General features: G+C 73.8%; 26 protein-coding genes. 13 read left to right on the top strand and 13 right to left on the bottom strand.

What is annotated here, in order from left to right:
* Nucleotides 1–35 precede the first annotated feature (35 nt).
* The 3 genes from ACFVU7_RS30340 to ACFVU7_RS30330 form a co-directional block, all read right to left on the bottom strand.
* Nucleotides 36–950 carry a hypothetical protein gene (locus ACFVU7_RS30340; protein WP_388048236.1) on the bottom strand — a complete coding sequence of 305 codons (915 nt, stop codon included), beginning with the start codon at nt 948–950 and terminating at the stop codon, nt 36–38.
* Nucleotides 951–1,244: 294 nt separating this feature from the next.
* Nucleotides 1,245–1,847, bottom strand: a complete 603-nt coding sequence (locus tag ACFVU7_RS30335) for a DNA-binding response regulator (protein WP_074005297.1) — start codon at nt 1,845–1,847, stop codon at nt 1,245–1,247.
* On the bottom strand, nt 1,844–3,103 hold the full coding sequence (locus ACFVU7_RS30330) for a sensor histidine kinase (RefSeq protein WP_388048235.1): 1,260 nt from the start codon (nt 3,101–3,103) through the stop codon (nt 1,844–1,846). The genes ACFVU7_RS30335 and ACFVU7_RS30330 overlap by 4 nt, the downstream gene beginning before the upstream one ends.
* 237 nt (nt 3,104–3,340) lie before the next feature.
* Between ACFVU7_RS30330 and ACFVU7_RS30325 the strand changes: the two genes are divergently transcribed.
* From ACFVU7_RS30325 to ACFVU7_RS30315, 3 genes are all read left to right on the top strand, one after another.
* A complete protein-coding gene (locus ACFVU7_RS30325) occupies nt 3,341–3,985 on the top strand; it encodes a hypothetical protein (RefSeq protein WP_074005295.1) in 645 nt (214 codons plus the stop codon).
* 34 nt (nt 3,986–4,019) lie between these two features.
* Nucleotides 4,020–4,634, top strand: coding sequence for an RICIN domain-containing protein (locus tag ACFVU7_RS30320; protein WP_074005294.1), 615 nt, complete (start codon nt 4,020–4,022; stop codon nt 4,632–4,634).
* Nucleotides 4,635–4,710: 76 nt separating this feature from the next.
* Nucleotides 4,711–5,559, top strand: coding sequence for a helix-turn-helix domain-containing protein (locus ACFVU7_RS30315; RefSeq protein WP_388048233.1), 849 nt, complete (start codon nt 4,711–4,713; stop codon nt 5,557–5,559).
* On the opposite strand, the gene ACFVU7_RS30310 is transcribed toward ACFVU7_RS30315, so the two are convergent.
* The 6 genes from ACFVU7_RS30310 to ACFVU7_RS30285 form a co-directional block, all read right to left on the bottom strand.
* Nucleotides 5,535–6,191, bottom strand: coding sequence for a class I SAM-dependent methyltransferase (locus tag ACFVU7_RS30310; RefSeq protein ID WP_380740512.1), 657 nt, complete (start codon nt 6,189–6,191; stop codon nt 5,535–5,537). The genes ACFVU7_RS30315 and ACFVU7_RS30310 overlap by 25 nt on opposite strands.
* 74 nt (nt 6,192–6,265) lie before the next feature.
* Nucleotides 6,266–7,009, bottom strand: a complete 744-nt coding sequence (locus tag ACFVU7_RS30305) for a CPBP family intramembrane glutamic endopeptidase (protein ID WP_380740514.1) — start codon at nt 7,007–7,009, stop codon at nt 6,266–6,268.
* Between the two features lie 189 nt (nt 7,010–7,198).
* The gene (locus tag ACFVU7_RS30300) at nt 7,199–7,408 is read right to left on the bottom strand and encodes a DUF397 domain-containing protein (protein ID WP_388048232.1); all 210 of its coding nucleotides are present in this window, start codon (nt 7,406–7,408) and stop codon (nt 7,199–7,201) included.
* Between the two features lie 126 nt (nt 7,409–7,534).
* On the bottom strand, nt 7,535–7,831 hold the full coding sequence (locus ACFVU7_RS30295; RefSeq protein ID WP_388048231.1) for a hypothetical protein: 297 nt from the start codon (nt 7,829–7,831) through the stop codon (nt 7,535–7,537).
* A 321-nt stretch (nt 7,832–8,152) separates the two neighbouring features.
* Entirely contained in the window at nt 8,153–8,344 is a 192-nt protein-coding gene (locus ACFVU7_RS30290) for a DUF397 domain-containing protein (RefSeq protein ID WP_074001038.1), read from the bottom strand.
* Nucleotides 8,341–9,198: a helix-turn-helix domain-containing protein gene (locus ACFVU7_RS30285; RefSeq protein WP_388048229.1), complete on the bottom strand. Its 858-nt coding sequence runs from the start codon at nt 9,196–9,198 to the stop codon at nt 8,341–8,343. The genes ACFVU7_RS30290 and ACFVU7_RS30285 overlap by 4 nt, the downstream gene beginning before the upstream one ends.
* Nucleotides 9,199–9,435: 237 nt before the next feature.
* On the opposite strand from ACFVU7_RS30285, the gene ACFVU7_RS30280 reads away from it, so the two are divergent.
* Nucleotides 9,436–9,828, top strand: coding sequence for an ATP-binding protein (locus ACFVU7_RS30280; RefSeq protein ID WP_388048227.1), 393 nt, complete (start codon nt 9,436–9,438; stop codon nt 9,826–9,828).
* A complete protein-coding gene (locus ACFVU7_RS30275; protein ID WP_388048225.1) occupies nt 9,825–10,100 on the top strand; it encodes a hypothetical protein in 276 nt (91 codons plus the stop codon). Before ACFVU7_RS30280 ends, ACFVU7_RS30275 begins: the two co-directional genes overlap by 4 nt.
* Nucleotides 10,101–10,288: 188 nt before the next feature.
* On the opposite strand, the gene ACFVU7_RS30270 is transcribed toward ACFVU7_RS30275, so the two are convergent.
* On the bottom strand, nt 10,289–11,272 hold the full coding sequence (locus ACFVU7_RS30270) for a helix-turn-helix transcriptional regulator (RefSeq protein ID WP_049655487.1): 984 nt from the start codon (nt 11,270–11,272) through the stop codon (nt 10,289–10,291).
* Between the two features lie 202 nt (nt 11,273–11,474).
* Here ACFVU7_RS30270 and ACFVU7_RS30265 point away from each other — a divergent pair, with 202 nt between their 5' ends.
* Nucleotides 11,475–12,590 (top strand): alpha/beta hydrolase, encoded by a 1,116-nt coding sequence (locus ACFVU7_RS30265; protein ID WP_388048223.1) that lies wholly within the window; start codon nt 11,475–11,477, stop codon nt 12,588–12,590.
* 47 nt (nt 12,591–12,637) lie between these two features.
* Nucleotides 12,638–13,732: an RICIN domain-containing protein gene (locus tag ACFVU7_RS30260; protein WP_380781289.1), complete on the top strand. Its 1,095-nt coding sequence runs from the start codon at nt 12,638–12,640 to the stop codon at nt 13,730–13,732.
* Nucleotides 13,733–13,827: 95 nt separating this feature from the next.
* Here ACFVU7_RS30260 and ACFVU7_RS30255 read toward each other — a convergent pair whose 3' ends face one another.
* Nucleotides 13,828–14,349, bottom strand: coding sequence for a peptidylprolyl isomerase (locus tag ACFVU7_RS30255; RefSeq protein WP_388048221.1), 522 nt, complete (start codon nt 14,347–14,349; stop codon nt 13,828–13,830).
* Nucleotides 14,350–14,547: 198 nt separating this feature from the next.
* Between ACFVU7_RS30255 and ACFVU7_RS30250 the strand changes: the two genes are divergently transcribed.
* Nucleotides 14,548–14,766: a hypothetical protein gene (locus ACFVU7_RS30250; protein ID WP_388048424.1), complete on the top strand. Its 219-nt coding sequence runs from the start codon at nt 14,548–14,550 to the stop codon at nt 14,764–14,766.
* Nucleotides 14,767–15,004: 238 nt separating this feature from the next.
* Here ACFVU7_RS30250 and ACFVU7_RS30245 read toward each other — a convergent pair whose 3' ends face one another.
* On the bottom strand, nt 15,005–16,642 hold the full coding sequence (locus ACFVU7_RS30245) for an ALF repeat-containing protein (RefSeq protein ID WP_388048423.1): 1,638 nt from the start codon (nt 16,640–16,642) through the stop codon (nt 15,005–15,007).
* A gap of 163 nt (nt 16,643–16,805) precedes the next feature.
* Here ACFVU7_RS30245 and ACFVU7_RS30240 point away from each other — a divergent pair, with 163 nt between their 5' ends.
* Together ACFVU7_RS30240 and ACFVU7_RS30235 are read left to right on the top strand one after the other, a co-directional pair.
* Nucleotides 16,806–17,750, top strand: a complete 945-nt coding sequence (locus tag ACFVU7_RS30240; RefSeq protein ID WP_388048219.1) for an NAD-dependent epimerase/dehydratase family protein — start codon at nt 16,806–16,808, stop codon at nt 17,748–17,750.
* Nucleotides 17,751–17,865: 115 nt separating this feature from the next.
* Nucleotides 17,866–18,942 carry a LuxR C-terminal-related transcriptional regulator gene (locus tag ACFVU7_RS30235; RefSeq protein WP_380779566.1) on the top strand — a complete coding sequence of 359 codons (1,077 nt, stop codon included), beginning with the start codon at nt 17,866–17,868 and terminating at the stop codon, nt 18,940–18,942.
* A 32-nt stretch (nt 18,943–18,974) separates the two neighbouring features.
* Here ACFVU7_RS30235 and ACFVU7_RS30230 read toward each other — a convergent pair whose 3' ends face one another.
* Nucleotides 18,975–19,517 (bottom strand): hypothetical protein, encoded by a 543-nt coding sequence (locus tag ACFVU7_RS30230; RefSeq protein WP_388048218.1) that lies wholly within the window; start codon nt 19,515–19,517, stop codon nt 18,975–18,977.
* A gap of 114 nt (nt 19,518–19,631) precedes the next feature.
* On the opposite strand from ACFVU7_RS30230, the gene ACFVU7_RS30225 reads away from it, so the two are divergent.
* The 3 genes from ACFVU7_RS30225 to ACFVU7_RS30215 all read left to right on the top strand — a co-directional run bounded on the left by ACFVU7_RS30225 (nt 19,632) and on the right by ACFVU7_RS30215 (nt 22,688).
* A complete protein-coding gene (locus tag ACFVU7_RS30225; RefSeq protein WP_074001050.1) occupies nt 19,632–20,249 on the top strand; it encodes a hypothetical protein in 618 nt (205 codons plus the stop codon).
* Between the two features lie 69 nt (nt 20,250–20,318).
* Entirely contained in the window at nt 20,319–20,792 is a 474-nt protein-coding gene (locus tag ACFVU7_RS30220; protein ID WP_375874355.1) for a hypothetical protein, read from the top strand.
* 105 nt (nt 20,793–20,897) lie between these two features.
* Complete coding sequence (locus ACFVU7_RS30215; protein WP_388048215.1) at nt 20,898–22,688, top strand: beta-galactosidase family protein; 1,791 nt, start codon at nt 20,898–20,900, stop codon at nt 22,686–22,688.
* Nucleotides 22,689–22,867: the final 179 nt, after the last annotated feature.

Here is a 22,867-nt window from a genome sequence, read left to right as displayed (position 1 = left end):
AGGAGGAGAAGGACGGGGAAAGGGCGGAGCCGGGCTCAGCCGCCGGTGGTGAGCCACTCGCGCTGGCGCTTCATCAGCTCGTTCAGCAGCGCCTTGTCGGGCGTCCCCTTCACGTCGACGTCGATCGTGTACTGGACGTCGCCCTGGCTGGAGATGCCGCTCATCGAGCCGGTGTAGGCCTGCTGCTTGGGGGCCTTCAGGTAGCCGCGGCCGCCGGAGTCGCCGTCGATGTCGAACGGGTCCAGCGACTTGATCTTGTAGTTCTTGGCGAAGTCGGACGCCATCGCGGTGGAGCCGAACTTCAGCAGGGTGACGGTGACTTCGGCCTTGCCGTCGGCGGTCCGGTACATCCGGTTCGCGCCGCCCTTGTAGCCGTAGGACTTGAGGATGTCCATGATGCCGTCCTGCTTGCCGAAGAGGTCGGCGACGTCGTCGTCGCTCATGGCCATCCCGTCCACGGGCCCGTAGGACTCGCCGCCGGCCGGGATGGGGAGCAGGAAGTAGCGCAGGTCGCCCTCGTGCTTGCCGCCGCTGACGGTGCCCTTGACGGTGCTGACGGGGGCGGGCTCGGCCGGGACGGCGGTGGGCACCGGGACGGGCGCGGCCGAGGGCGTCGCACTCGCGGCGGCACTCGCGCCCGCGCTCGCCTTCGACGGGGCCGGGGCGGCCGCGGCGACCGGGCGGGTGTCGGGCTTGCCGACGGCGACGGTCACGGCGGCGCTGGCCGCGGTGACGGCGAGCAGTCCGGCGGTGGCCAGCGCGACGCCGACGGCGCGCGGCAGCCGGCGCGGGGCCTGCTCCGGTACGGGCGGTACGGCGGCCTCGGCCTGGGCGTCGGGTGCGGCAGCGGCGGGCGCGGCGATCTCGGGAGCGGCGGCCCCGGGCGCGGCGGCCGGCTCGGCCGGTGCCGGAGGTCCGGCGGCGGCGCCCTCGTTCTCGGGCTCAGGCAAGGAAATCCCCCCAGTGAAGAATGCGGAATCCCACGCGCGGGCTCCTCACGGGAACCACTCCCCCAGCGGGTTCTCCGGGCATTCCGTCACGCGTGTCGGCAGGAATTATGAAAGGCCGCCGACACCACTGCCAAAACAATCAACCGCCACACTTTCCCCCAATGTTCGACGAATCGGACACACCGTGATCGAACCGCAATGGGCGCTGTCCTGCGGTGATGACGCTGTGTCGACACATCGATTCGAACACGGCCTACTTCCGCCCCGCCGGTTCAGGGGGCCGGACCGGTGCCGTCAGATCCACCCTTCCTCCCAGGCCCGCCGCGCCGCCTCGTGGCGGGTGCGCACGGCGAGCTTGGTGATGGCCCCCGAGAGGTAGTTGCGGACGGTGCCGGGTGCGAGGTGGTGCTGCTCGGCCAGCGCGCTGATCGGCTGGCCCCGGTGGACGGCGCGCAGCACGTCCAGTTCGCGCGGGGTCAGCGGGCAGGGCGTCTCGGTGAGGGCGTGGGTGGCGAGCCGGTGGTCGATGTAGCGGCCGCCGCCGTGGACGTCGCGCAGGATGTCGGCCAGCCGGGTGGCGGGGGTGGTCTTGGGCACGAAGCCCTGGATGCCCGCCGCCAGTGCCCGGCGCAGTACGCCGGGCCGGGCGTGGCGGGTGACGAGGACGACGGGGACGGGGTGGCGGCGGCGGATGGCCTGGGCGGCGCCGACGCCGTCCAGGTGGGGCATCTCCAGGTCCAGCAGGGCGATGTCGACCGGGTGGTCGGCGGCGGCCCGGACGGCCGCGGGGCCGTCGCAGGCCTGGGCGGTGACGGTCAGGTCGGGTTCGAGGTCGAGGAGCGCCGCGAGGGCGCCGCGGGTGAGGTCCTCGTCCTCGGCGAGCAGGATGCGGATCACGCGGGGGCCTTCCGGTCGGTGTGGCCGGCCAGTTCGAAGCGGCCGTCGGGGTGGGTGGTGGTGCCGACGTGCCCGCCGATGGCGTGGAAGCGTTCCCGCAGCCCGGCCAGGCCGCTGCCGTTACCACTGCCGCTGCCGCCGCGGTCGGTGGCGGGGTGCGCCGGGGCGCCGTCGTTGCACAGCAGGACGCGGACCCGGCCCGCGTCCGCGGTGACGGTGATCCGGCAGTGCCGGGCGCGGCTGTGGCGCAGGATGTTGGTGACGCCCTCGCGGACCAGGGCGGCGAAGGCCGGCTGGAGCTGGTGCGGGACGCGTTCGGCGTCGCCGTCGACGGCGGTGCGGATCCCGGCGGCCTCCAGGAGCCCCACGGCGTTGGCCAGTTCGGTGCCCAGGCTGGCGCTCCGGTAGCCGTGGACCACGGCCCGGGACTCCTCCAGGGCGGCGCGCGCCAGTTCGGTGATCTCCCGGAGCTGGGCGCGCGCCTCGTGGTCGCTGCGGCCGACCAGCCGCTCGGCCAACTCCCCCTTGAGCGTGATGGCCTGGAGCCGGTGGCCCTGGAGGTCGTGCAGGTCCGCGGCGAAGCGCATCCGCTCCTCCGCCACGGCCAGGCCGGCCGTGGCTTCGCGGACCTGCTCGGCCTCCAGCACCGCCCGCCACAGCCGGAGCAGGACCAGCTCCACCGCGGCGACGAACAGCAGCATCCCGGCGCCGGTCGCCGCCGGCACCCCGGGCAGGAGGCCGGGGGTCTCGTGGCGCCACTGCGCCACCGCCTCGCCCAGCACCGCGCAGACCAGCGCGACCGCCGTCAGCAGCCGTCGCCGCGCCCGGGCCGACAGGGACAGGGCCAGGGCCGCCGTCATGGCCCCTGGCACCATCGCCCAGTCGAGCGCGGTGTACGGACGGTCCGCCATCTCGCCCCAGGTGGCGACCGCCACGGCCAGCAGCGCGAGGCTCCACCGCCACTCGGCCGCGGAGGGGCGGCGGGGGCCGTACCCCTGTCCCTCCGACGGGCCGGCACCGGGCTCCCGACCCATGGCGCGAGGCGGCACCGCCCGGCGGACGAGCCGGGTGTGCTGGACCAGGACGGCGACGATCACCGGGGCCGTCAGCGCCGTACGCACCGGGTCCAGGTTGAAGACGACGTCGTTCGCGGCCAGCAGCAGCCACAGGGGCCCCAGGGCGAGCAACGTCCGGCGGGTGAGGAGGCCCAGCCGACCCGGATCGACCACACCGGCCACCGCGAATGAGGTGCTCATGTCCGGCCAGCGTAGAGGCCGTCGCCGGGCCCTGTCTGTAGCCGAACCAGCCAATAGATCATGACAGTTGTCATAAACCGACCGTGACACCGCCCGGCCGGTTCATGGCATCAGCCACTACTGGCGACCGGCGCGCGCCCGCGAGACTCTCCACCGTCTCTCCACGGGGTGCGCGCCCGGGCTTCGCCGCGTGCACACCCTCCCCCCTCACCTTCCACGACCGCTCCAGGAGCACGGATGACCATCGCCCGCAGGACCCGCCGGCGCCGCACCCTCGCCGCCTCCGCCACCACCGCCCTCGCCGTCGGGCTGCTGAGCCTCGGCGCGGCGCCGGCCGCCCACGCCGACACCCTCCCGACCCTCTGCAACCCGGCCGTGGACCGCACCACGGCCGAGCCCGTCAACGTACAGGTCACCCCGCTCGTCACCGACTTCCTGATCTACAACGTCGCCCCGGGGAGCACCGGGCACCACAGCGACATCCTGACCCGGGTCAACTCGGCGACCACCACCGTCGACAACAAGACCGAGATCACCGCCACCGCGAGCGCGCTGTTCCTCAAGGTCGAGGTGAAGGTCGGCTTCTCGGTACAGAAGACCACCTCCAGCACCACCAGCACCACCGTCAGCGACACCTGGGACCTCGTCGATCCCGGCCGCTACGGCCTCTACCGCGGCACCCGGGTCGTCACCGGCCAGTACGTCAACCGCATCTGCGCCCAGACCGGCGGCCCCAACACCGGCATCTGGGTCACCACCTCGCCGTCCCCCGGGACCTTCACCACCTACGAGTCCCCGGAGATCGGCTCGGTCCGCTGCGCGCCCGCCGAGGCCGCCGGCACCGTACGCCGCGCCGCCCAACTCCTCATCAGCAGCTGCTGACCGCCCCGCCGACCCGACAGCCCTTGGAGATCCCGTGACAAACCCGCACCGCACCACCACCCGCCGGGGCGCCGCGCTGCGCGCCCTCGGCGCCACCGCCCTCGCCTCGCTGTCCGGCCTGACCCTGCTCGCCGCCCCCGCCTCGGCCGCCACCCAGGGCCTGGCCTCCAGCGAGTGGCACGGCTACGTCTGCGACGACGGCTACTACCGGATCAGGACGCCCTTCAACCAACTCGTCGAGCGCAACCAGTACAGCGCCTGGGGACAGGCCATCCAGAACCCCGACACCGGCGCCTACAACCAGCAGTGGAAGCTCTGCCACTACAACTCCGACAACCAGTCGTTCATCTTCCGCAGCCGGCAGAACGAGGGCGACTGCCTCGGCGTGTGGAAGCAGAACCCGAACGACGGCGCCACCGGCGGCGAGGGCGCCAATCTCAACCTCTTCGACTGCCAGGGCTGGATCTACGGCAACCAGATCTTCCACTTCCTGTACCCCGACCCCGGCAACACCAGCAAGGTGATCCTCAAACTCGGGCACAGCGGCTTCTACGCGGCCCTCGGCGACCCGTCCGGCAGCGCCGGCTCGGCCATCGCCCAGTACTCCGACCGGGTGGCCGTGTTCACCCTGGAGCACCTCGCTTCCTGACGTCCCCGTGGCCGCACGGACCGGACCGGGCGGCGGTCCGGGCCCGAGGGCGGACGGCTGCGCCTACCGTTGGACCGTGGACGGACAGGTGTGCGGCGAGGAGTACCCGGTCGACGGATCGGACCCGGACGGCCGCGGGGCGCCGTCCGATCAGCCTGACCCGGCCCGCGCCGACCCGGCCCGGCCCGGCGCGGGAGGCGGGCCGGCGGCCGGGGCCGCCGGGGCCGGGGCCCCGCGATTCGCCGTCGGCCCCGGATACGCCCTCTACCAGGGGCCGTTGGCGGACAGCGCCTTCCACCGGCACGCCACCTTCCAGGTCGCCGTCGCGGCCGCCGCCCGCACGGTGGCCATCGACGACGACACCGGGCGGCGCCACCGCGGGCCCGCGCTCGTGGTGGCACCGATGGTGCGCCACCGGATGGCCCCGACCCGGGAGGTGCTGACCTTCTACGTCGACCCGCACTGCGCCTTCGCCGACCGGCTGCGCGCGGGCTGCGCACCGGGGGTCGCCGTCGCCCCGCAGTGGCGGGGCCTGACCGAGCGGGACGTCCGGCCCGGTGGCGGGCTGCCCGCCACCGGGCTGGACCCTCGGCTGCGCGCGGCGATGGCGGCACTGGCCGCCGACGGCCGGGAGCCGCTGGAGGGCCTGGCCGCGCGCGTCGGACTGTCCCCGCAGCGCCTGCGGGCCCTGGCCCGACGGCAGTTGGGGGTGCCGCTGGCGCGCTGGCGCAGCTGGCAGCGGCTGTCCCGTGCGGCACTGGCCCTCGGCGATGGGTGCTCGCTGGCACAGGCGGCGCTCGCGGGCGGGTTCGCCGACCAGGCCCATCTCACCCGGTGGATGCGGGAGTTGACGGGTCTGACACCCTCGCAGGTGCTGCCCGCCCTGCGCGGAACGGCGGTTCAGGCCGGACGGCGCGCGGTGTAGAAGGACATCGAGCCGGTCACCGTCGCGACGGTGTCCACCTCGCGCACCCCCTCGAAGCCGGCCTCCGCGATCAGCCGGGGCAGGATGCCGTCGGCGTTCGGCTGGGTGTCCTCCTTGCCGTCGGCGAACTGGACGATCCGGAAGGCCAGCCGCATGGCCGCCGTGCGCTGCCGCCCGTAGTCGGCGATCACCAGCTTCCCGCCGGGGCGCAGCGTGCGGTGCATGGCGGCGAGGACGGCCTGCTTCATCGGGACGGGGCACTGGTGCAGGACGAGGCTGGAGACGACGGTGTCGGCGGTCCCGGCGCCGACGACCTCGTCCACCGTGTCGCCCATGCCGGTGCGGAAGTCGGGTTCGATCCCGGCCGCGGCGGCCTTGCGGCGGGCCAGGCGCAGCACGGCGGGGTCGGGGTCGACGCCGACGACGGTGGCCTGCGGTTCGGCGCGGCCCAGCAGGACGGCGAAGGACCCGGTGCCGCAGCCGACGTCGACGATGACGTCACCGGGGCGCGGGGCGGCGTGCATGGCGAGCAGGCTGCGCCACAGGCGTTCGCGGGTGAGCGAGACGATCGGGTCGTAGAGCCCGAGGGCGAGGCGCCCGGCGGCGGGGGTGAAGGCGTCGGTCGGTGTCATCCGGCCAGTGTGGTCGGGCGGTTGGGGCCGCGTCTTGAACGAATCGCTCGCGTCCCCGGGGGCGGATGAGCGCTTCAGGAAGCGGCCGGAGCGGGAGCCGTACGGGCCCGGAGCAGCAGGAGCAGCCCGATCCCGAGCCCCAGGTCGACGGCCAGGCCCAGTGCCTGCAGCCAGTCGGCCGTCTTCCCCGGCGAGTAGATCTCCAGGTAGTCGGACAGCGCGTGCACCAGCACCAGCGGCCAGACGCTCCCGATGTACAGGCGCGCCCCGCACAGGCAGAAGCCGAACGCGCCGGCCTCCAGGACCTGCCACAGCGTGTTGCCCAGGGGCGCGCCGAAGAACAGCCAGTTGCCGAGGTGCCCGACCCCGAACAGCACCGCCGTCAGCACCACCGCGCGCACCGGGCCGAGCGGCCGCGCGACCTCCAACACCAGTGCCCGGCTGCTCAGTTCCTCGCTGACCCCGATGGCGAGCATCAGCACCACCCCGCCCACCAGGGTCGCCGTGCCGCCCTCGATCCCGGGCAGCGCCGCCAGCCCCGCCACCACCACCAGTGGCAGCAGCACCGGCCAGCGCGCCATCACCCCGAGGCCCGTCACCCCGCCGATCGCCAGCAGCCCCCAGGCCCGGAGCAGCACCAGCACCACCGCCGCGCCCGCCAGATTGACCACGGTCGGCCCCAACTGCGGGAACCACCCAGGCTCCAACGGCGGCAGCACCTTCGCCACCACCACGATCACCGCCTGCCAGACGACCGCAACCCCGACCGCCCCCAGCACCGGACGCCGGCGCACCTGGCTCCCCCATCGCTTCAGCACGGCTCGATGGTAGGCGCGGCAACGTCAAGTCAGCGTCAACCCGGACGAGTTGACCCCCAACCGAGATACCGATGACACCTCGCTCCCCGCACACCGCCCGGTGACGGGAGCGACGGCCGGCCCACGACTGCACACCCCAGCACACCGGGCGGCCCTGCGCACTCCGCAGGGCCGCCCGGAAAGAACGCTTCAGGAGCTGGTCGGGAAGTCACCCGCCCGGACACCGGCGACGAAGGACCGCCACGCCTCGGGAGCGAAGACGAGAGCCGGGCCGTGGGGGTCCTTGCTGTCCCGGACCGGAACAACGCCCACGATGCCATCGGCCACCTCTATGCAATTCCCTTGCCCGTTGCTGTGGGTGCTCTTGCGCCAGACGGCCCGCTGGACTCGATCTCTCATGTGCCGTACGTCCCCGGCCAGAAGGAGCTTGAACGAGCTGGACGGAGCCCAGCACATCAGGCCGGTCGGGTGGCCCTGCGCGCTCCGCAGGGCCACCCTGCAAGGAGGCAGGGGGACTTCGCGCGTCTACCAGGCGTGCCAGAGTGCGTCGTGGCGGTGGTGGACCGGGGGGATGTCCGCGCCGGCGAGGTCGTGGCCGGCGCGGTGCAGTCCACGGATCCGCTGGGCGTCGAGCCGACCCCGGAGGCGGGCCCGGCCTTCGGCCGTGGCGATCTCGGTGGAGAAGTACCCCGTCCTGCAGTCGAGCACCTGCCACTGCCAGGAGGTGATCCGGCGGCGCGTCTTCTTGGGGGCGGGGCGGCGGCCTTCGCGGGCGGCCCGGGCCAGTTCGGCGCGGGTGTAGCGCAGGTCGTACAAGGACATGGAGTGCGATGCGCCTTCTTGGACGCGGAGTTGTCGGGGAGTCGTGCGGACGGTTCGGGACATCAGGGGCCTCCGTAGGGCCCTCCGGGCTCTCCAGAGGTACCTACGGCGGGTGCGAATTGGTCAGCACGAATCAGCCTCCAGCGGTCGGGGCGGCCTACCCGGCAGCACAATAGTCACGAGGAGGCGTGGAGGCTTCAGGTTTTCCGCCCGCCCCCCGCTGCGAGGTCGAGGCGCTCCGAGGGCCCTCACGCTGGCCCAGCGCATCAAGCAGACCGGGCGGCCCTGCGTGCTCCGCAGGGCCGCCCGGCAAGAAACGCATCAGGAACCGGCCGGAAAGTCGCCCGCCTGAACGCCCGCAACGAAGGACTGCCACGCCTCAGCAGTGAAAGCGAGAGCCGGCCCGTGAGGATCCTTGCTGTCCCGCACCGGAACCACGCCGGTGACGCCATCGGCCACCTCGACGCAGTCGCCGCCAGAGGGATTGCTGTAGCTGCTCTTGTGCCAGTTCATACTCTGTACCCTTCTGTCATCAGCTTCTGCATCCAGGAGACGGAGTCCTCCGGAGTCATCGCCAACGACGTTAGCTGGTTGAAGACAGTCTCATGCCGAAGGATGTCGGCCTCCTTCTCGATGTAGAGGCTGCTGCTGACCGACTCGCAGTAGACGACCTCGCCCGGCACGTCCGAGAAGGAAAGTATGCGGAAATTCGTCCCCATCGCCGCGTGAGCACCCACGCTGAACGGAAGCACCTGGATGGTGATGTTGGGCAATTGCGAAGTCGTAACCAGGTGGCCGACCTGCTCCGTCATGACGTGAGCGCCCCCGACCACGCGTCGAAGGACGGCCTCGGAGAGCACAGCGTGAACGGCTAGTGGTTCTGGACTCCGGACGAGCTCTTGGCGTTGCAGCCTGAGCTTCACCCGCCGTTCGATGGCTTGGTCACCGTTCCGCTCCGACCGGAAGGCCCGAAATACCTCGCGTGCGTAGTCGGCGGTCTGAAACAGCCCAGGAATCAACTCGGACTCATAGGAGCGAATCCGCGCGGCGTCGGCCTCAAGGCCCACGTAGGTCTGGAACCAGTCCGGCAGGCTGTCCGCGTAGTCGTGCCACCAGCCGCGCTGCGTGCTGCGGCGGGTCAGCAAGATGAACTGCCGCAACTCGGCCTCGTCGCTGACGCCGTACAGTTCGAGCATCGCGCGAATGTCTGATTCCTTCAGGGTCGTCTGACCCGACTCGATCCGCGACACCTTGGTTGCACTGAAGCCGAGTTCGTCCGCAACGGACTTGGCCTGACGCCCGGTCCGTTCGCGCAATCGTCGCAGCTCAGAGCCGAGCCTACGGCGCAGCACGGTTGGACTGTCCACGCTCGTCGCTCCCTCTTGGTTGACGTCGGGTCACAGTCTGCCACCTCCCTTGGCGGTCACAAGAATCTTGCGACTCCGCGCAATTGCGTGATGGCGCGCTTGCACAGTGAAGCCATTGCAGAGCATGCTACAGGGAGTAGTCCTTCGGGTCTCTTGAGTGACTGATCCTGACCTGCTGCCGGGCATCCCTATGCCTCCACATGGCTTCAAACTCCGCACCTGGAAGGTGGATTCGCCATGTCCTGCCACTCCTCCACCACCTGGCTGCCGCGCAGCCGCCGCTCCCCCAGCGAGGGGCGCTCCCTCCTCGCCTCGCTCCTCGCCTCCACCCCCGCCGGTGAGCCGTTCCGCGACTCCGGGCTCCTGATCGTCTCGGAGCTCGTCACCAACGCCCTCGTCCACGGCACGCCGCCCGGCCACCGCATCTACCTCTCCCTCGACCTCGACCCCGCCCGCCTCCGCATCGAGGTGCACGACGCCCGGCGGAACCGCGAACCGGTCCTGCGCGCCCTCACCCTCGACGGCGAGGCCGGACGCGGCCTTCACCTCGTCAAGTCCCTCTCCACCCGCACGGGTTGCTCCCCGCGCGAGCACACCGGCAAGATCGTCTGGTCGGAGGTGGCCGCGTGAGGGCCGATCACGACGTCCTCGTGGAGATCCCGGACCACCAGCCGCCCGCCGTCCACACCCTCAGCGACGACCTCCTCCGCCAGCTCTGGGACTCGGTCCGCTACCGCCCGATGTCCCGCTTCCAGCACTACGCCCTGGAGCGCCGCCTCACCGGCCCCTGCGCCCGGCGCGACCTCATCCGCGACCTCGCCGACGAACCCGTCCTCGTCATCCCCGCCGGCGACCGCGAGATCCGCATCAGCTGGGCCAACCCCGCCCAGCAGCCCACGTGATCGACCACATCCGTCGCTGAGACCCGGCCGGCCCCCAGCCCGGACCGCCGCCTCAGCACCGGCCCGTCCACTCCCCGCTCCACTTCGACGACGGCCGCGTCGCCGCCCGCCGCGAGAAGTCGGCCGATCCGACTTCTCGCGCCCCTCCGCGCCGACGCACCGCGTCAGACGTCAGGCCGGCGCCCCGCCTACAGCCACCCCCTCCGCGCGGCCTGCACCCCCGCCTGAAAACGGGTGGTGGCCCCGAGGTGCGCCAGCAGGGTGGAGACCCGCCGCACCACCGTGCGCCGCCCCAGCCCCAGCCGGCGGGCGATCGCGTCGTCCGTCGCGCCGCCGGCCATCAACGTCAGGATCCGCCGGTCGCGTTCGTCGATGCGCGGGTCGACGCCGGCCATGGAGGCGGGCACGGCCAGGCGCCACAGCGTCTCGAAGACCGCGCTCAGCGCGTTCAGCAGCCCGGACGGCCGGATCAGCAGCGAGACGACGCCCGGCCCGTCGTCGGCGCGCAGCGTGACGATGGCCAGGTCGTCGTCCCCGATGGCGAGTTTGAGCGGCGGCTCGTCCAGTGTCCGCGCCTGCTCGCCCGCCTCGATCATCCGGGCCATGTTGGGCCCGGCCACCGGGTCCTGGAACGCGCACCCCTGGTAGATGGCCCGGTAGACGACGCCCGCGGCCATCCGGCGGCGTTGCAGCACCTCCTGGTCGAGGTAGTGGGCGCGGCTGCCGGAGTACGGGGGCACGTCGATGACCCGCACCTGGTGACGGGCGGCGAGTTGGAGGCGGTGGCTGGCGGCCAGCACCTCGGCCGGGTCGTCGACGACCTCCAGCGCGCCGTAGCTGCCGGTGTCGCGGCGGGCGAAGCGGTAGAGCCGTTCCAGTTCGGCGCCGGCCCGGCGGGCGGCGGCCTGGCGCAGCGCGTCGTGCTGCAGCACGGCCTCGACCACCCGGGCGGGCGGCAGGGCCTCCCAGGCGTGGTCGCGGTCGTCGGCGCTGTCGGTGGTGTCGAAGGCCACCGCGACGCCCTCGTCGGCGAGGTCGCGGAGCACGGCGAGGACGGCCTCCTCGTCCAGGCCCGCCTCCCGTGCCAGTTCGGGTACGCGGGCGCGCGGCCGGCCGACCAGGCAGTGGTAGACGCGGCCGCGTTCGGAGTCCGGTTCCAGTACGTCGTGCACGACACCCCCCAATGTCACGGTGCGCTCCGCCCCCCGTACCCGCCCCGGGCGGAGCCGGGGGAGCCTACCCGCAGCGGCGGCGCACATGCGCCGGTGGCCCAGGTGCGCCACCGGGGGCTCTGGCGTCCGGGCGGGGCCCCTGGCAAGAGTTGACGGCGATCAGTCATACGACGGAAGACACGACGGAAGGCCGAGGACGCCCATGCCCCCTGCCCGGCTCCGGCGCGCCCGCGCGGCTCTCGCCGCCCTGGCCGCCTGCCTGCTCCCGCTCGCCGCACCCGCCGCACCCGCGTCCGCCTCGGCAACCGCCTCCGTACGGGCCGGGGCAGGGGCCGACGCGCCGCCACCGCTGACCGACGGCTTCGGCCTCACCCAGGTCGGCACCCCCACCGGCAGCGCCACCAACTTCGTCATCACCGTCACCACCCCGCAGGTCGCCGGGCCGCACACCATCCGCATCCTGCTGCCCGCCGACTACGCGTCCCGGCCGGACAAGCGCTACCCGGTGCTGTACTTCCTGCACGGCGCCTCGGACAACCCGAGCGACCCGGCGCTGGCCTACCCCGCGCTGACCGCCGCCCAGTCGATGATCACCGTCATCCCGGACGGCGGCCTGCGCGGCTGGTACGCCGACTGGCTCGACCAGGGCACCGCCGCCGGCGCGCAGAACTGGGAGACCTTCCACCTCACCCAGGTCCTCCCGTTCGTCGACGCCAACCTGCGCACCCGCACCGACCGCGCCCACCGGGCCGTCGGCGGGCTGTCCATGGGCGGCTTCGGCGCCCTGCACTACGCCCAGGACCGCCCCGACCTGTTCGGCCAGGTCCTCACCATGTCCGGCGCCAACGACCTGTCCACCGACGAGATGATCATCCGCGGTGCCGTGGTCGCCACCCTGGTCAACGCCGGCACCGTGCTCTGCGGCCCCAGCGACGGCCACCCCTGCGGCCTGGACTTCGGCCCCACCGTCTCCAGCGACGCGATCTTCGGCAGCCCGTACCCGGTGTTCAACGCCGACTGGCGCTGGAACGCCGCCGACCCCGTCGCACGCGCCGCCGTGCTCGACCACACCGGCATCGCCATCTACACCGGCAACGGCAACAACAGCCCCGGCGACATGGAGTTCTGGGCCGAGGGCACCGCCAAGCGCCTCAAGCAGCGCCTGGACGCGCTCGGCCTGCCGTACCGCTTCACCGACTACGGCGACGGCACCGGCTGGGGCGCCGACTGCCACGGCGGCCACACCGCGGGCTGCTGGGCGCAGGACCTCGTGGACTACGTCCCGCGCCTGGAGGCGGCCTTCGCCGCCGCCTCCTGACCTCTGGCCTCCTCTCCCCACCCTCTCCCCCGACGAAAGGACACCCCTTGCCCACCCTGCCCCTCGGACGCACCGCGCCCTGGCTGCGCCTGCTCGCGGCCCTCCTGGTGACCTGTTGCGCCGCCCTGGGCCTGGCCGCCGCCCCCGCCCGCGCCGCCGCGCCCGCGCCGTCCGCCGCGCTCGCCGCCTGCGCCTCGCCGCAGCAGTGCCTGACCATCAAGTCGCTCAGCAACGGGCGCCAACTCGACGTCCAGAACGGCAACATGGGCGACGGCGCCTACATCGTCACCAACTCCGCCCCCGGCTACCACCAGTCCTGGCGGCTGAACGTCGACCCCTCGGACTACACCTTCACCATCGTCAACAACGACACCGGCAAGTGCATCGACCTGGCCTTCCTCACCCCGGCCCTGCGCCAGCAGACCTGCGCCGGACAGGCCAGCCAGCGCTGGTTCCTCCAGCCCGCGCCCGGCGGCGGCGACGCGTTCATGATCCGCCACGCCGGCGACAACACCTGCCTGGACCTGCTGCTCGGCGGCAACTACGACGACGCCTGGACCGACCAGTACGCCTGCAACGGCACCGCCAACCAGCAGTGGGCCACCGGCTTCGCGCAGGCCGCCCGCAACCTGGCCGTCGACCACGCCGCCAAGCAGTGCCAGAAGAACATCTCCGCCTGCTCCTGGGCCACGAAGAGCGAGGCCCCCGCCGCACCGCTGCCGCGGGTGTGCGCCTCCGCGATCTGGTTCAACAACACCAGCAGCACCGTCCAGCAGTCCTTCGCGGTCACCGACACCAGCGGCTGGTCCAACACCATCGGCACCGAGCTGGGCAGCGACATCGGCGGCGGCGCCGAAGGAGTGTTCAAGGCCTCGGTCAAGACCGGCATCAGCTTCCAGAACGTCTGGAGCGGCTCGCGCAGCGTCAACAACTCCGTCACCGTCACCGTCCCGCAGCAGCAGTACGGCTGGGTGACGCTCGCCGAGCTCGCCCGCAAGGTCACCGGCACCTGGACCTTCGACGCCCAGGGCTTCCCGTGGACCGCCGACGACACCATCACCATCCCGGTCACCTCCGACCCCAACGGCGGCGCCACCCTCTACATCGCCAACACCAGCGCGACGTTCAACAGCTGCTCCTGACACCGCGCCCGCTCCACGGCCGCCGCCCGCGCACCGCGCCGGGCGGCGGCTTCGCGTTTCCGCCGGCCGGACGGGAGGGCCGGGTGGGCGGCGGGTCAGGACTGCTCGATCTCCACGGAGGTGATCACCACGTCCTCGACCGGGCGCTCGTCCTCGGTCGGGGCGGCGGCGATCGCGTCGACCACGGCCTTGGAGGCGGCGTCGGCGACCTGGCCGAAGATGGTGTGCTTGCGGTTGAGGTGGGCGGGGGTGCCCACCGTGATGAAGAACTGCGAGCCGTTGGTGCCCGGGCCGGCGTTGGCCATCGCGAGCAGGTACGGCTTGGTGAAGAACAGCTCCGGGTGGAACTCGTCCGCGAAGGCGTAGCCCGGGCCGCCGGTGCCGGTGCCGGTCGGGTCGCCGCCCTGGATCATGAAGCCCTTGATCACCCGGTGGAACAGCGTGCCGTCGTAGTACGGGCCCTGGCCCGGCTCGCCGGTGCGCGGGTCGGCGTACTCCCGGGTGCCCTCGGCGAGTTCGGCGAAGTTGCGGACCGTCTTCGGCGCGTGGAACGGGAACAGCTCCAGGCGGATCGGGCCCGCCGTGGTGTGCAGGGTGGCGAACCGGGCAGTGGCCACGGTGACTCCTCGGGGTACGGCTGGCGGGTGGGTGGCGGGTGGTGCTGGTCGGTACGGTTCCCGTACGACCGGTACGGTGACCTGGGCCGTTCGGCACCCGCATCCTGGCACAGCGTCCGGCCTCGTGGCCGAACCGGGTGGGACGGTCCGCACGTCCTACCAGGCAGTAGGGCGTCGAGGGAAAGGCGGGTGGCCGTGATGGTCGGTGCGGTTCTGGTGGGGATTCTGGTCCTGGTGGTCGCGGGGTGCGGCTGCGTGGTGTGGGCCGACCGCGGCGGGCCGCGCTGGACCCGGGCGGCCGCCGCCCTCACCCTCGGCGCCGGGAAGGCGCTGCGCGGCGCACAGCGCCGCCGGCGCCGCCAGGTGGGCTTCAACGGCGGGGACAACGGCGGGGACGGTGGCGGGGACGGCAGCTGAGCCGTCGTCCTCCGGGCGGGACCGGCGCCGGGCCGTCTTCGAGGCGGCACCGGCCGCCACGCCGGCCGGGGGCGGGGTGCCAGGGTGTCTGCGGGTTTGACAGGGCGACACGGCGCGCCTTCGCGGGGCGGTCGGACGGCCCGGGCCCCTGAGCGCGAGCGTGTCCCCGTCCGCCGCCCGGGTGGGCGGCGGACGGGGACGCGAGGGGGTGTCAGCCCCCGGGTTCTGCTCCCGGGTGTCAGCTCTCGGTGGAGCGGCGGCGGGCGGCCGCGACCAGCGCCGCGCCCGCGGCGAGGGCCGCGGCGGCGCCGCCGGCCTCCCAGCCGAGCCCGTCGGTGCCGGTGGCGGCGAGCACGCCGGAACCGGTGGTGCCGGTGGTGCCGGTGGTGCCGCCGCCCGTACGGGTGCCGGTGGTGGTGCCGGTCCCGGTGGTGGTGCCGGTGGTGAGGCCGGCCGGCTGCACGGTCTGCGGCTGCTGCCCGGTGCCACCGGTGCCCGCGCCCGTCCCCGTACCGCTGCCTGCGCCGTTGCCCTGCTTGGCCGCCGCGGCCTGGTCCTCGGCCTGGGCCTTGGCCCAGCCGTCCTTGAGGAAGGCCAGGAGGTCCGCGTAGCTGCCCTCGTAGGCGGCCATGGCGGCCTTCTTCACCGCGGGGCCGCCGGTCTCGATGATCTGGGAGACCTTCAGCCGGTTGTCGCTGAAGCGCAGGTTCGGCAGCTCGACGGTCAGGAAGCGCCGCACGTCCTCGGCGTTGCCGTCCATGGCCTTCTGGGCGGCCGCGGCGGTGTGCGGGCCGGTCTCCTTGTCGGCGATGACGCGCAGCACCTCGACCCGGTCGTCCTCGAACTGGGCCTTGGCGAAGCCCTCGTTGAGGAAGGCCTCGACGGCCGCGTCGGTGCCGGCGTCCAGCGCCTTGCCGGCCGCCTCGCGCACGCCCGGGCCGCCCTGCTCCATGAGCTGGCTGAGCTTGACCCGGTTGTCGTCGCTGCGCAGCCTGGGCAGCTTGGTCGTCAGGAAGGTCCGCAGGTCGGCCGCGCCGCCCTTGAGGGCCTGCTCGGCGCCCTCGCGCACGCCGCGTCCGGTCTTGGGGTCGGCCACCAGGGCCTCGACCTTGGCGCGGTCCTCGTCCTCGGCGCGGGCGGCGTACTGGCCGGTCGCCAGGAAGTCGAGGACGTCCTGGTAGCTGCCGTTCAGCGCCACGGCGGCGGCGAGGCGCAGCGCGGGGCCGGCCCCTTCGGCGCCGTCGGCGATCCGGGTGAGGCGCAGCAGGTTGTCGGGCTGCTGCTTCTCGGCGAGTTCGACCTCGAGGAAGTGGCGCAGCTCGGCGGCGCCGCCCTTGAGGGCCTTCTCGGCGGCCTCGCGGACCTTGGGGCCGGTGAGCGGGTCGGCGAGGATGGCCGCGACCTTGGCGCGGTCCTCGTCCTCGGCGCGGGCGGCGTACTGGCCGGTGGTCAGGAACGCGGTGATGTCCTCGTCGGTGCCGCGGAGGGCGGCCTTGGCGGCAGCCTTCACGGCCGGGCCACCGACGGCGTAGATCTGGGAGACCCGGACCTGGTTGTCGATCCTGGTCTGCTCGTCGAACTCGACGGTCAGGAAGTGGCGCAGCTCGGCGGCGCCGCCCTTGAGGGCCTTCTCGGCCGCCTCGCGCACGCCGACGCCGCTCTTCGGGTCGGCGAGGATGCGCTTGACCTCGGCGCGGTCGCGCTGCTCCTGGCCGTCGGCCTGGGGCTCGGTGTCCTTGGCGGAGTCGGAGCCGGTGTCGGGGCCGGAGACGCCGGTCGGCTTGGGGGTGTCGGTGGCCGAGGCCGTGGTGGGGAAGAGGACGGCGGGGGCCAGAACGGCGGCCGCGACGACGGCGGACACCCGGGGCAGCTTCATCTTGAGCAAGACCTGCTTTGTACGAAGGATCATGAAACGCCAACAGCATAGATCTACTTTTACGACTGCCATACCAATTATTTGCCGAATCTCCCATTCCCCCCACCCGGCTACAAATCGCACCGCGCACCGCCCGTCCGGGGCCACCACTAGGGTGTGGCGGATGAGCTTCCACCTGGTCGTCGGACACGGGCCCGCCGGGGCCGCCACCGCCCGCCTGCTGACCGAACAGGGCCACGAGGTCCGGGTCGCCACCCGTACCGGACGCCCCGCCGGGCCGGCCGCCGCCGGCGTCGAGCACCTCGCCCTGGACGCGAGCGACCCCGCGGCGCTGGCGCGGGCCGCCCGCGGTGCCGTCGCCGTCCACGGCTGCGCCGCGCCGCCGCTGCCGCAGTGGGCGCGGCTCTGGCCGGCGCTGAGCGCCTCGCTGTGCGCGGCGGCCGAGGAGAGCGGCGCGGTGCTGGTCATGCTCGGCAACCTGTACGGCTACGGGCCGGTGGCGGGGCCGCTGACCGAGGACCTGCCGCTCGCCGCGACCGGCCCCAAGGGGCGGGTGCGGGCGGCGGCCTGGGAGCGGGCGCGGGCGCTGCACGAGGCCGGGCGGATCCGGGCGGTGGAGGTACGGGCCTCGGACTTCTTCGGCCCCGGCGTCACCGACGGCGGCCACCTGGCCGCGCGGGTGATGCCCAACCTGCTCAGGGGCCGCCCGGTCGCGACGCTCGGCGACCCGGACGCCCCGCACAGCTGGACCTACCTGCCGGACGTGGCCCGGGCGATGGCCGAACTCGCGGGCGAGGAGCGGGCCTGGGGCCGGGCCTGGCACGTGCCCACCGCCCCTCCCCTGTCGGTGCGCGCGATGGTCGAGCGGCTGGCCGCCGAGGCCGGCGGCGGCCCGGTCCCGGTGCGCCGCCTGCCCGCGGCGGCGCTGGCCGTGGCGGGGCTGTTCTCCCCGCTGCTGCGCGAACTGCGGGAGACGCGCTACCAGTTCGACCGGCCGTTCACGGTGGACTGCTCCGCGTACGAGGCCGCGTTCACGGTGCGCGCCACGCCGCTGGAGGAGCAGCTGCGGGCCACGGTCGCCTGGTGGCGCGAGCGCGACGGCCGGTGACGGACGGGAACGCCGGTCACCGGCGGGGGCGGGCGCCTCCCCCGCATCGCTCCGTACCCGTCCTTCCTCGTCCGTTCACCGGACACGGAGACCCTGCGTCCGTAGGATTCCGTCCGTGGCCAAACGACGTGAGGTTGAGCGGGAAGTCCTGGGTTCCATAGGCGAGTTGGCGTCCTCCGGGTTACCCGCGGCCGCGCTGTTCCGCGAGCTGCACACCCTGCTGCTGGAACCGCTCGGCTACGACGGCGGCTGCTGGCACGGCAACGACCCGGTCACCGGGTTCCCCACCTCCACCGTCGCCGACGGCCTGGATCCCGCCCAGTTCGAGCAGGCCGTGCACCTGGAGCTCCAGGGCGAGGACTCCACCACCTTCACCGCGATCCGCACCGCCGGCCACCGGGCGCAGACCGTCGACCGGGCCACCGACGGCCGCCCCGAACGCAGCGTCCGCTACCGGGAGTTGCTCAACCCCTGCGGATACGGCGACGAGCTGCGGATCAACTTCGATGTGGGCGGCGGCCGCTGGGGCTCCGCGGCGTTCATGCGCGAACGCGCCCGCGGCCGCTACGACCTGCCCGACCTGCGCCTGGCCGAACGCGTCGCCGCCCCGATCGGCGCCGCCCTGCGCGACACCCACCTCGCCGCCCTGCGCGGCGCCCGCCCCCTGCCGCCCGCCCCCGCCCCGGCCGTCGCCATCCTGGACCGGTACGGGCGGCTGCGCTCGGCGGACGCGGCGGCCCGCGAACTGATCGGACGGATGGCCGAACCCACCGCCCACACCGGCGGCGTGCCCAGCGGCTTCCTCACCGTCGCCCGCCAGGCCGCCCGCCGCGGCGGCCCCGCCGAGGTGCGGGTGTGCACCCCCGACGGCCAGTGGCTGTCCCTGCACGCCTCCCCGCTGGACGGCCGGCGCGGCGGCGTCGCCGTCGTCGCCTCCCCGGCCTCCCCCGTCCAGCGCCTGCCGCTGGCGATCCTCGCCCACGGCCTGTCCCCGCGCGAACAGCAGGTCGCCCTGCACGCGGTGCGCGGCGCCAGCACGAAGGACATCGCCGCGCTGCTCCACCTGACCGTGCCCACCGTCCAGCAGCACGTCACCGCCATCCTCCACAAGACCGGCGTCCGCTCCCGCCGCGAACTCGTCGCCCTCCTGATGGCCGACCACCTCCCCACCCTCGGCCTGCCGCCCCGGTAGCGGGCGCACGCGGCTCCGCTCCGGGCCGGCCGCTACCCCGCCCGCCAGTGGACGAAGCGGGGCGGCTCCTCGCCCCAGGCGACGACGGCGCCGACGGGGCTCGGGCCGACCGCCCCGGAGACCACCCCGTGGAGGAACCCGACCATGCCCGGGCCGAAGACCCGGGGCGCGCCCCCGTCGCGGTCCAGGACCAGGACCGGCCACGCGTCGGGGTCGTCGCCGACCGTCAGCCAGGCCAGCGTGTCGGCGGTGCAGGACGCTCCCCAGGCGACGATCTGTCCAGCGGAGCGCACCTCGCCGGTGGGCTCGCCCTCCTCCTCGAAGAGCAGGCGCGCCTCCTCCGTCATGCCGCGCATGCCCGGCTGCGGGGCGTCCGGCGGCATCAGCTCGTCGGGGGCGAACACCGCGAGGGACCGGTCGATCTCCCCCGCCCCGTACTGCGCGACGAACTCGACGTAGTCGCGCGGGAACCGCAGACCCCACGCCGACTCGACCACCGCCCAGTCACCGGATTCACCGGCCCCCTCGGGCGGGGGCATGAGCTCCAGAAGCCCGCTGATGTCGGTTGTGTGCACCGTCGTTCCCTCTCGTGGTCTCCCGCGCCCCCGGCTACGGCTGCGCGTCGCGGCGCCTGCTAGCATCCGCGCGGTTCGGCGGCATGATCATAGGAAGAACAGGGAGGGGTCCAGATGCGGGACGGCTCGACAGTGGCAGCGGACGGCGAGGTGACGCGCCGTCGGCGGCGGTCACTGGGCATCGCGGCGGGGGTGTGCGTCCTCGGGGCGGCCGGGATCGGCGTGGCACTGCTGGCCGCGTCCCCGGGCGGCGCCTCGGCCGGGCCGGGCGGCCAGGCGAGCCCTGCCGCCTCGGCCAGTCCTTCGGCGAGCGCCTCGACCGCTCCCTCGCCCGGCGCCCCGGCGGAGAGCTCTGCTCCGGTTCCGGCGGAGGCTCCGGCCCCGGCGAGCACCGACCCCGACCCCGCCGAGACGGTGGTCCCGGTCGCCGCGACGCAGGACGCCGGGACGGAGCCGCCCGCCCAGCCGGCCACCTCCCGCCCCCGGCCCCCGGCCGCGCCCACCACGCCGGCCCCGCCCGCCGCACCGGCCGCCCGGTCGAAGGCCCCGGCCGCACCGGCCGCCAAGCCGTCCCCCGACTGGACCGTCCCGCCGAGGCCGGAGCTGCCCGCGCCACCCGCGCCGGGGCCGACGAACGCCCACTGCCCGCCCTTTCAGGCGATGACATACGACGGCTGCCGGCCGATCGGCCCGGTCATCACGCTCCCTCCCGTGGTGCGGCCGACCGGCTGACCCCGAGGCCACCGGCGTCCCGGCCCCCGTCGGCGCGCGTTGTCGCAGGTGGGAGCTAGGGTTCGGCCCGTGAACGTTCCCAAGGTCATCCCGATCGGCTACCAGCCCGACTACCGCACCCGCACCATCGGGCGGTGCGAGGGCGGCCAGTTCTACGCGACCGTCGTCGCGGCCTACCGCGAGGGCTGGAGCGGCGACGACTGGCAGCCGCAGAAGCGCTGGCACGCCGTCCTCCACCGCTTCGACGAGGCCGGCCGCCACCTGGGCTCGCGCATCGAGTTCACCGGCACGACGGCAGACGGCGAGCAGCAGGCGATCGCCGCGGCCCGGCGGCTGCTGGAGCAGTGGCTGGACGCCCTGCCGGGGCGGCACTACCAGGACATCGCCATCGCGCCCTTCGACGTCCGCTTCGAGGGCGCCCTGTTCGGCCTGGTCCTGGAGGTGGACGAGGAAGAGGAGGACGAGGAGGACGGCGTCTGGATGGAGCTCCACCCGGACGGCCTGGCCTTCTCCGCCCCCTGGAACGGCTGCTACGACACCTGAGCACGAGCGGCCCCCACGGCCCGTTCCTCGCTAGGCTCGGCTGTGCCGGGTCTCCGGGGCCTCCGGGGCCCGCGGGGGTGTCCTGCGGGAAGGCGGGGTGTGCGCATGCTCGGGTACGACGCGGACGGGTTCGTGCGGGACGGGGTGCCGCACCGGGTGGTGGCCGGGGCGGTGCACTACTTCCGGGTGCACCCGCGGCTGTGGGAGGACCGGCTGCGGCGGGTGCGGGCGCTGGGCGTGAACACGGTGGACACCTACGTCCCGTGGAACTTCCACGAACTGCCCGACGGGACGGTGGACTTCACCGGCTGGCGGGACGTGGCCCGGTTCGTGCGGCTGGCCGGCGGCCTGGGCCTGGACGTGATCCTGCGCCCCGGCCCGTACATCTGCGCGGAGTGGGAGTTCGGCGGGCTGCCCGCCCGGCTGCTCGCGGTGGACGGGCTGCGGCTGCGCTGCGCGGACCCGGCGTACCTGGCCGAGGTGGACGGCTGGTTCGACGCGCTGGTGCCCGAGCTGCTGCCGCTGCTGGCGAGCCGGGGCGGGCCGGTGGTGGCGGTGCAGGTGGAGAACGAGTACGGCAGCTACGGCGACGACGCCGCCTACCTCGCCCACCTGCGCGACGGCCTGGTGCGGCGCGGCGTGGACTGCCTGCTGTTCACCGCCGACGGCGCCCACGACACCATGCAGCAGGGCGGCGCCATCCCCGGTCACCTCGCCACCGCCACCTTCGGCTCCCGCGCGCCCGAGCGCCTCGCGGTGCTCCGCCGCCACCAGGGCGAAGGCCCGCTGACCGCCATGGAGTTCTGGATCGGCTGGTTCGACCAGTGGGGCCTGCCGCACCACGTCCGCGACCCCGAGGAGACCGCCGCCTCGCTCGACGAACTCCTCGCCACCGGCGCCTCCGTGAGCCTCTACATGGCGCACGGCGGCACCAGCTTCGGCCTGTGGTCCGGCGCCAACCACTCCGGCGCCCACCCGCTGGACGCCGGCTACGAGCCGACCGTCACCAGCTACGACTACGACGCGCCGATCGGCGAGGCCGGCGAGCTGACCGAGAAGTTCCACGCCCTGCGCGAGGTCATCGGCCGCTACCTGCCCCTGCCGGACGGCGAACTGCCCGCCCCCGTACCCCGGGTGGCGCCGCAGCGGCTGGAGCGCGCGCACGGGCGGGCGCCCCTGGCCGAGGCCCTGGACGCGCTGTCGCGGCCGCGACGGCACGCCGCACCGCTGCCGATGGAGCAGGTCGGGCAGGACCGCGGCCTGATCCACTACCGCACCCGCGTGCCCGGGCCGCGCCCCGAACTGCCGCTGCGCATCGACGGGTTGGCCGACCGGGCGCAGGTCTTCGCGGACGGCCGCCCGCTCGGGACGCTGGAGCGCAACTCCCCCGGCGCGACCCTGCCGCTGGCCACCGGGCCCGACGGCGTCGTGCTGGACATCCTGGTCGAGGCACTGGGCCGGGTGAACTACGGCCCGCAGATGGACGACCGCAAGGGCATCACCCGCGGCGTCTCGCACGGCCACCAGCGGCTCTTCGAATGGCAGATCCGCCCCCTGCCGCTGACCGACCTGTCCGCGCTGCGCTTCACCGACGAAACCGGAGTACGCGACGGGGAACCGGCCTTCCACCGCTTCACCGCCGAACTCCCCTCCCCCGCCGACGCGTTCATCGCCCTGCCCCACTGGGGCCGCGGACTGCTCTGGCTCAACGGCTTCCTGCTCGGCCGCCACTGCGCCGCCGGCCCCCAGCGCACCCTCTACGCCCCCGCCCCGCTGTGGCAGGCCGGCGCCAACGAACTGGTCGTCCTGGAACTCGAACGCCACGGCACGGCTGTGGAGTTGCGCGACGCACCGGACCTCGGCCCGGTCACACCGGCCCCCAGCTCCGAGTACTGACCGGCCCGGGCCCGCCGGCCACTCCCCGACGCGGGACGTCGGACCCGCCGACTTCCTGCTCCGCCACGACACGGCGACGCGAGGCTTGCCATGGGCACCGACGACCATGGTGCCTCGGGGGCTCGCCGGCTGCACGAAGTCCTGGCGGGGATCGATCCCGTCCTGCGCCCCGCGTAGGC

Origin of the sequence: Kitasatospora sp. NPDC058046 (assembly GCF_042885595.1) — a bacterium.
GTDB lineage: Bacteria > Actinomycetota > Actinomycetes > Streptomycetales > Streptomycetaceae > Kitasatospora.
Note: the sequence above shows the minus strand (reverse complement) of the source record. Positions and strands in the feature narration are given on the sequence as shown.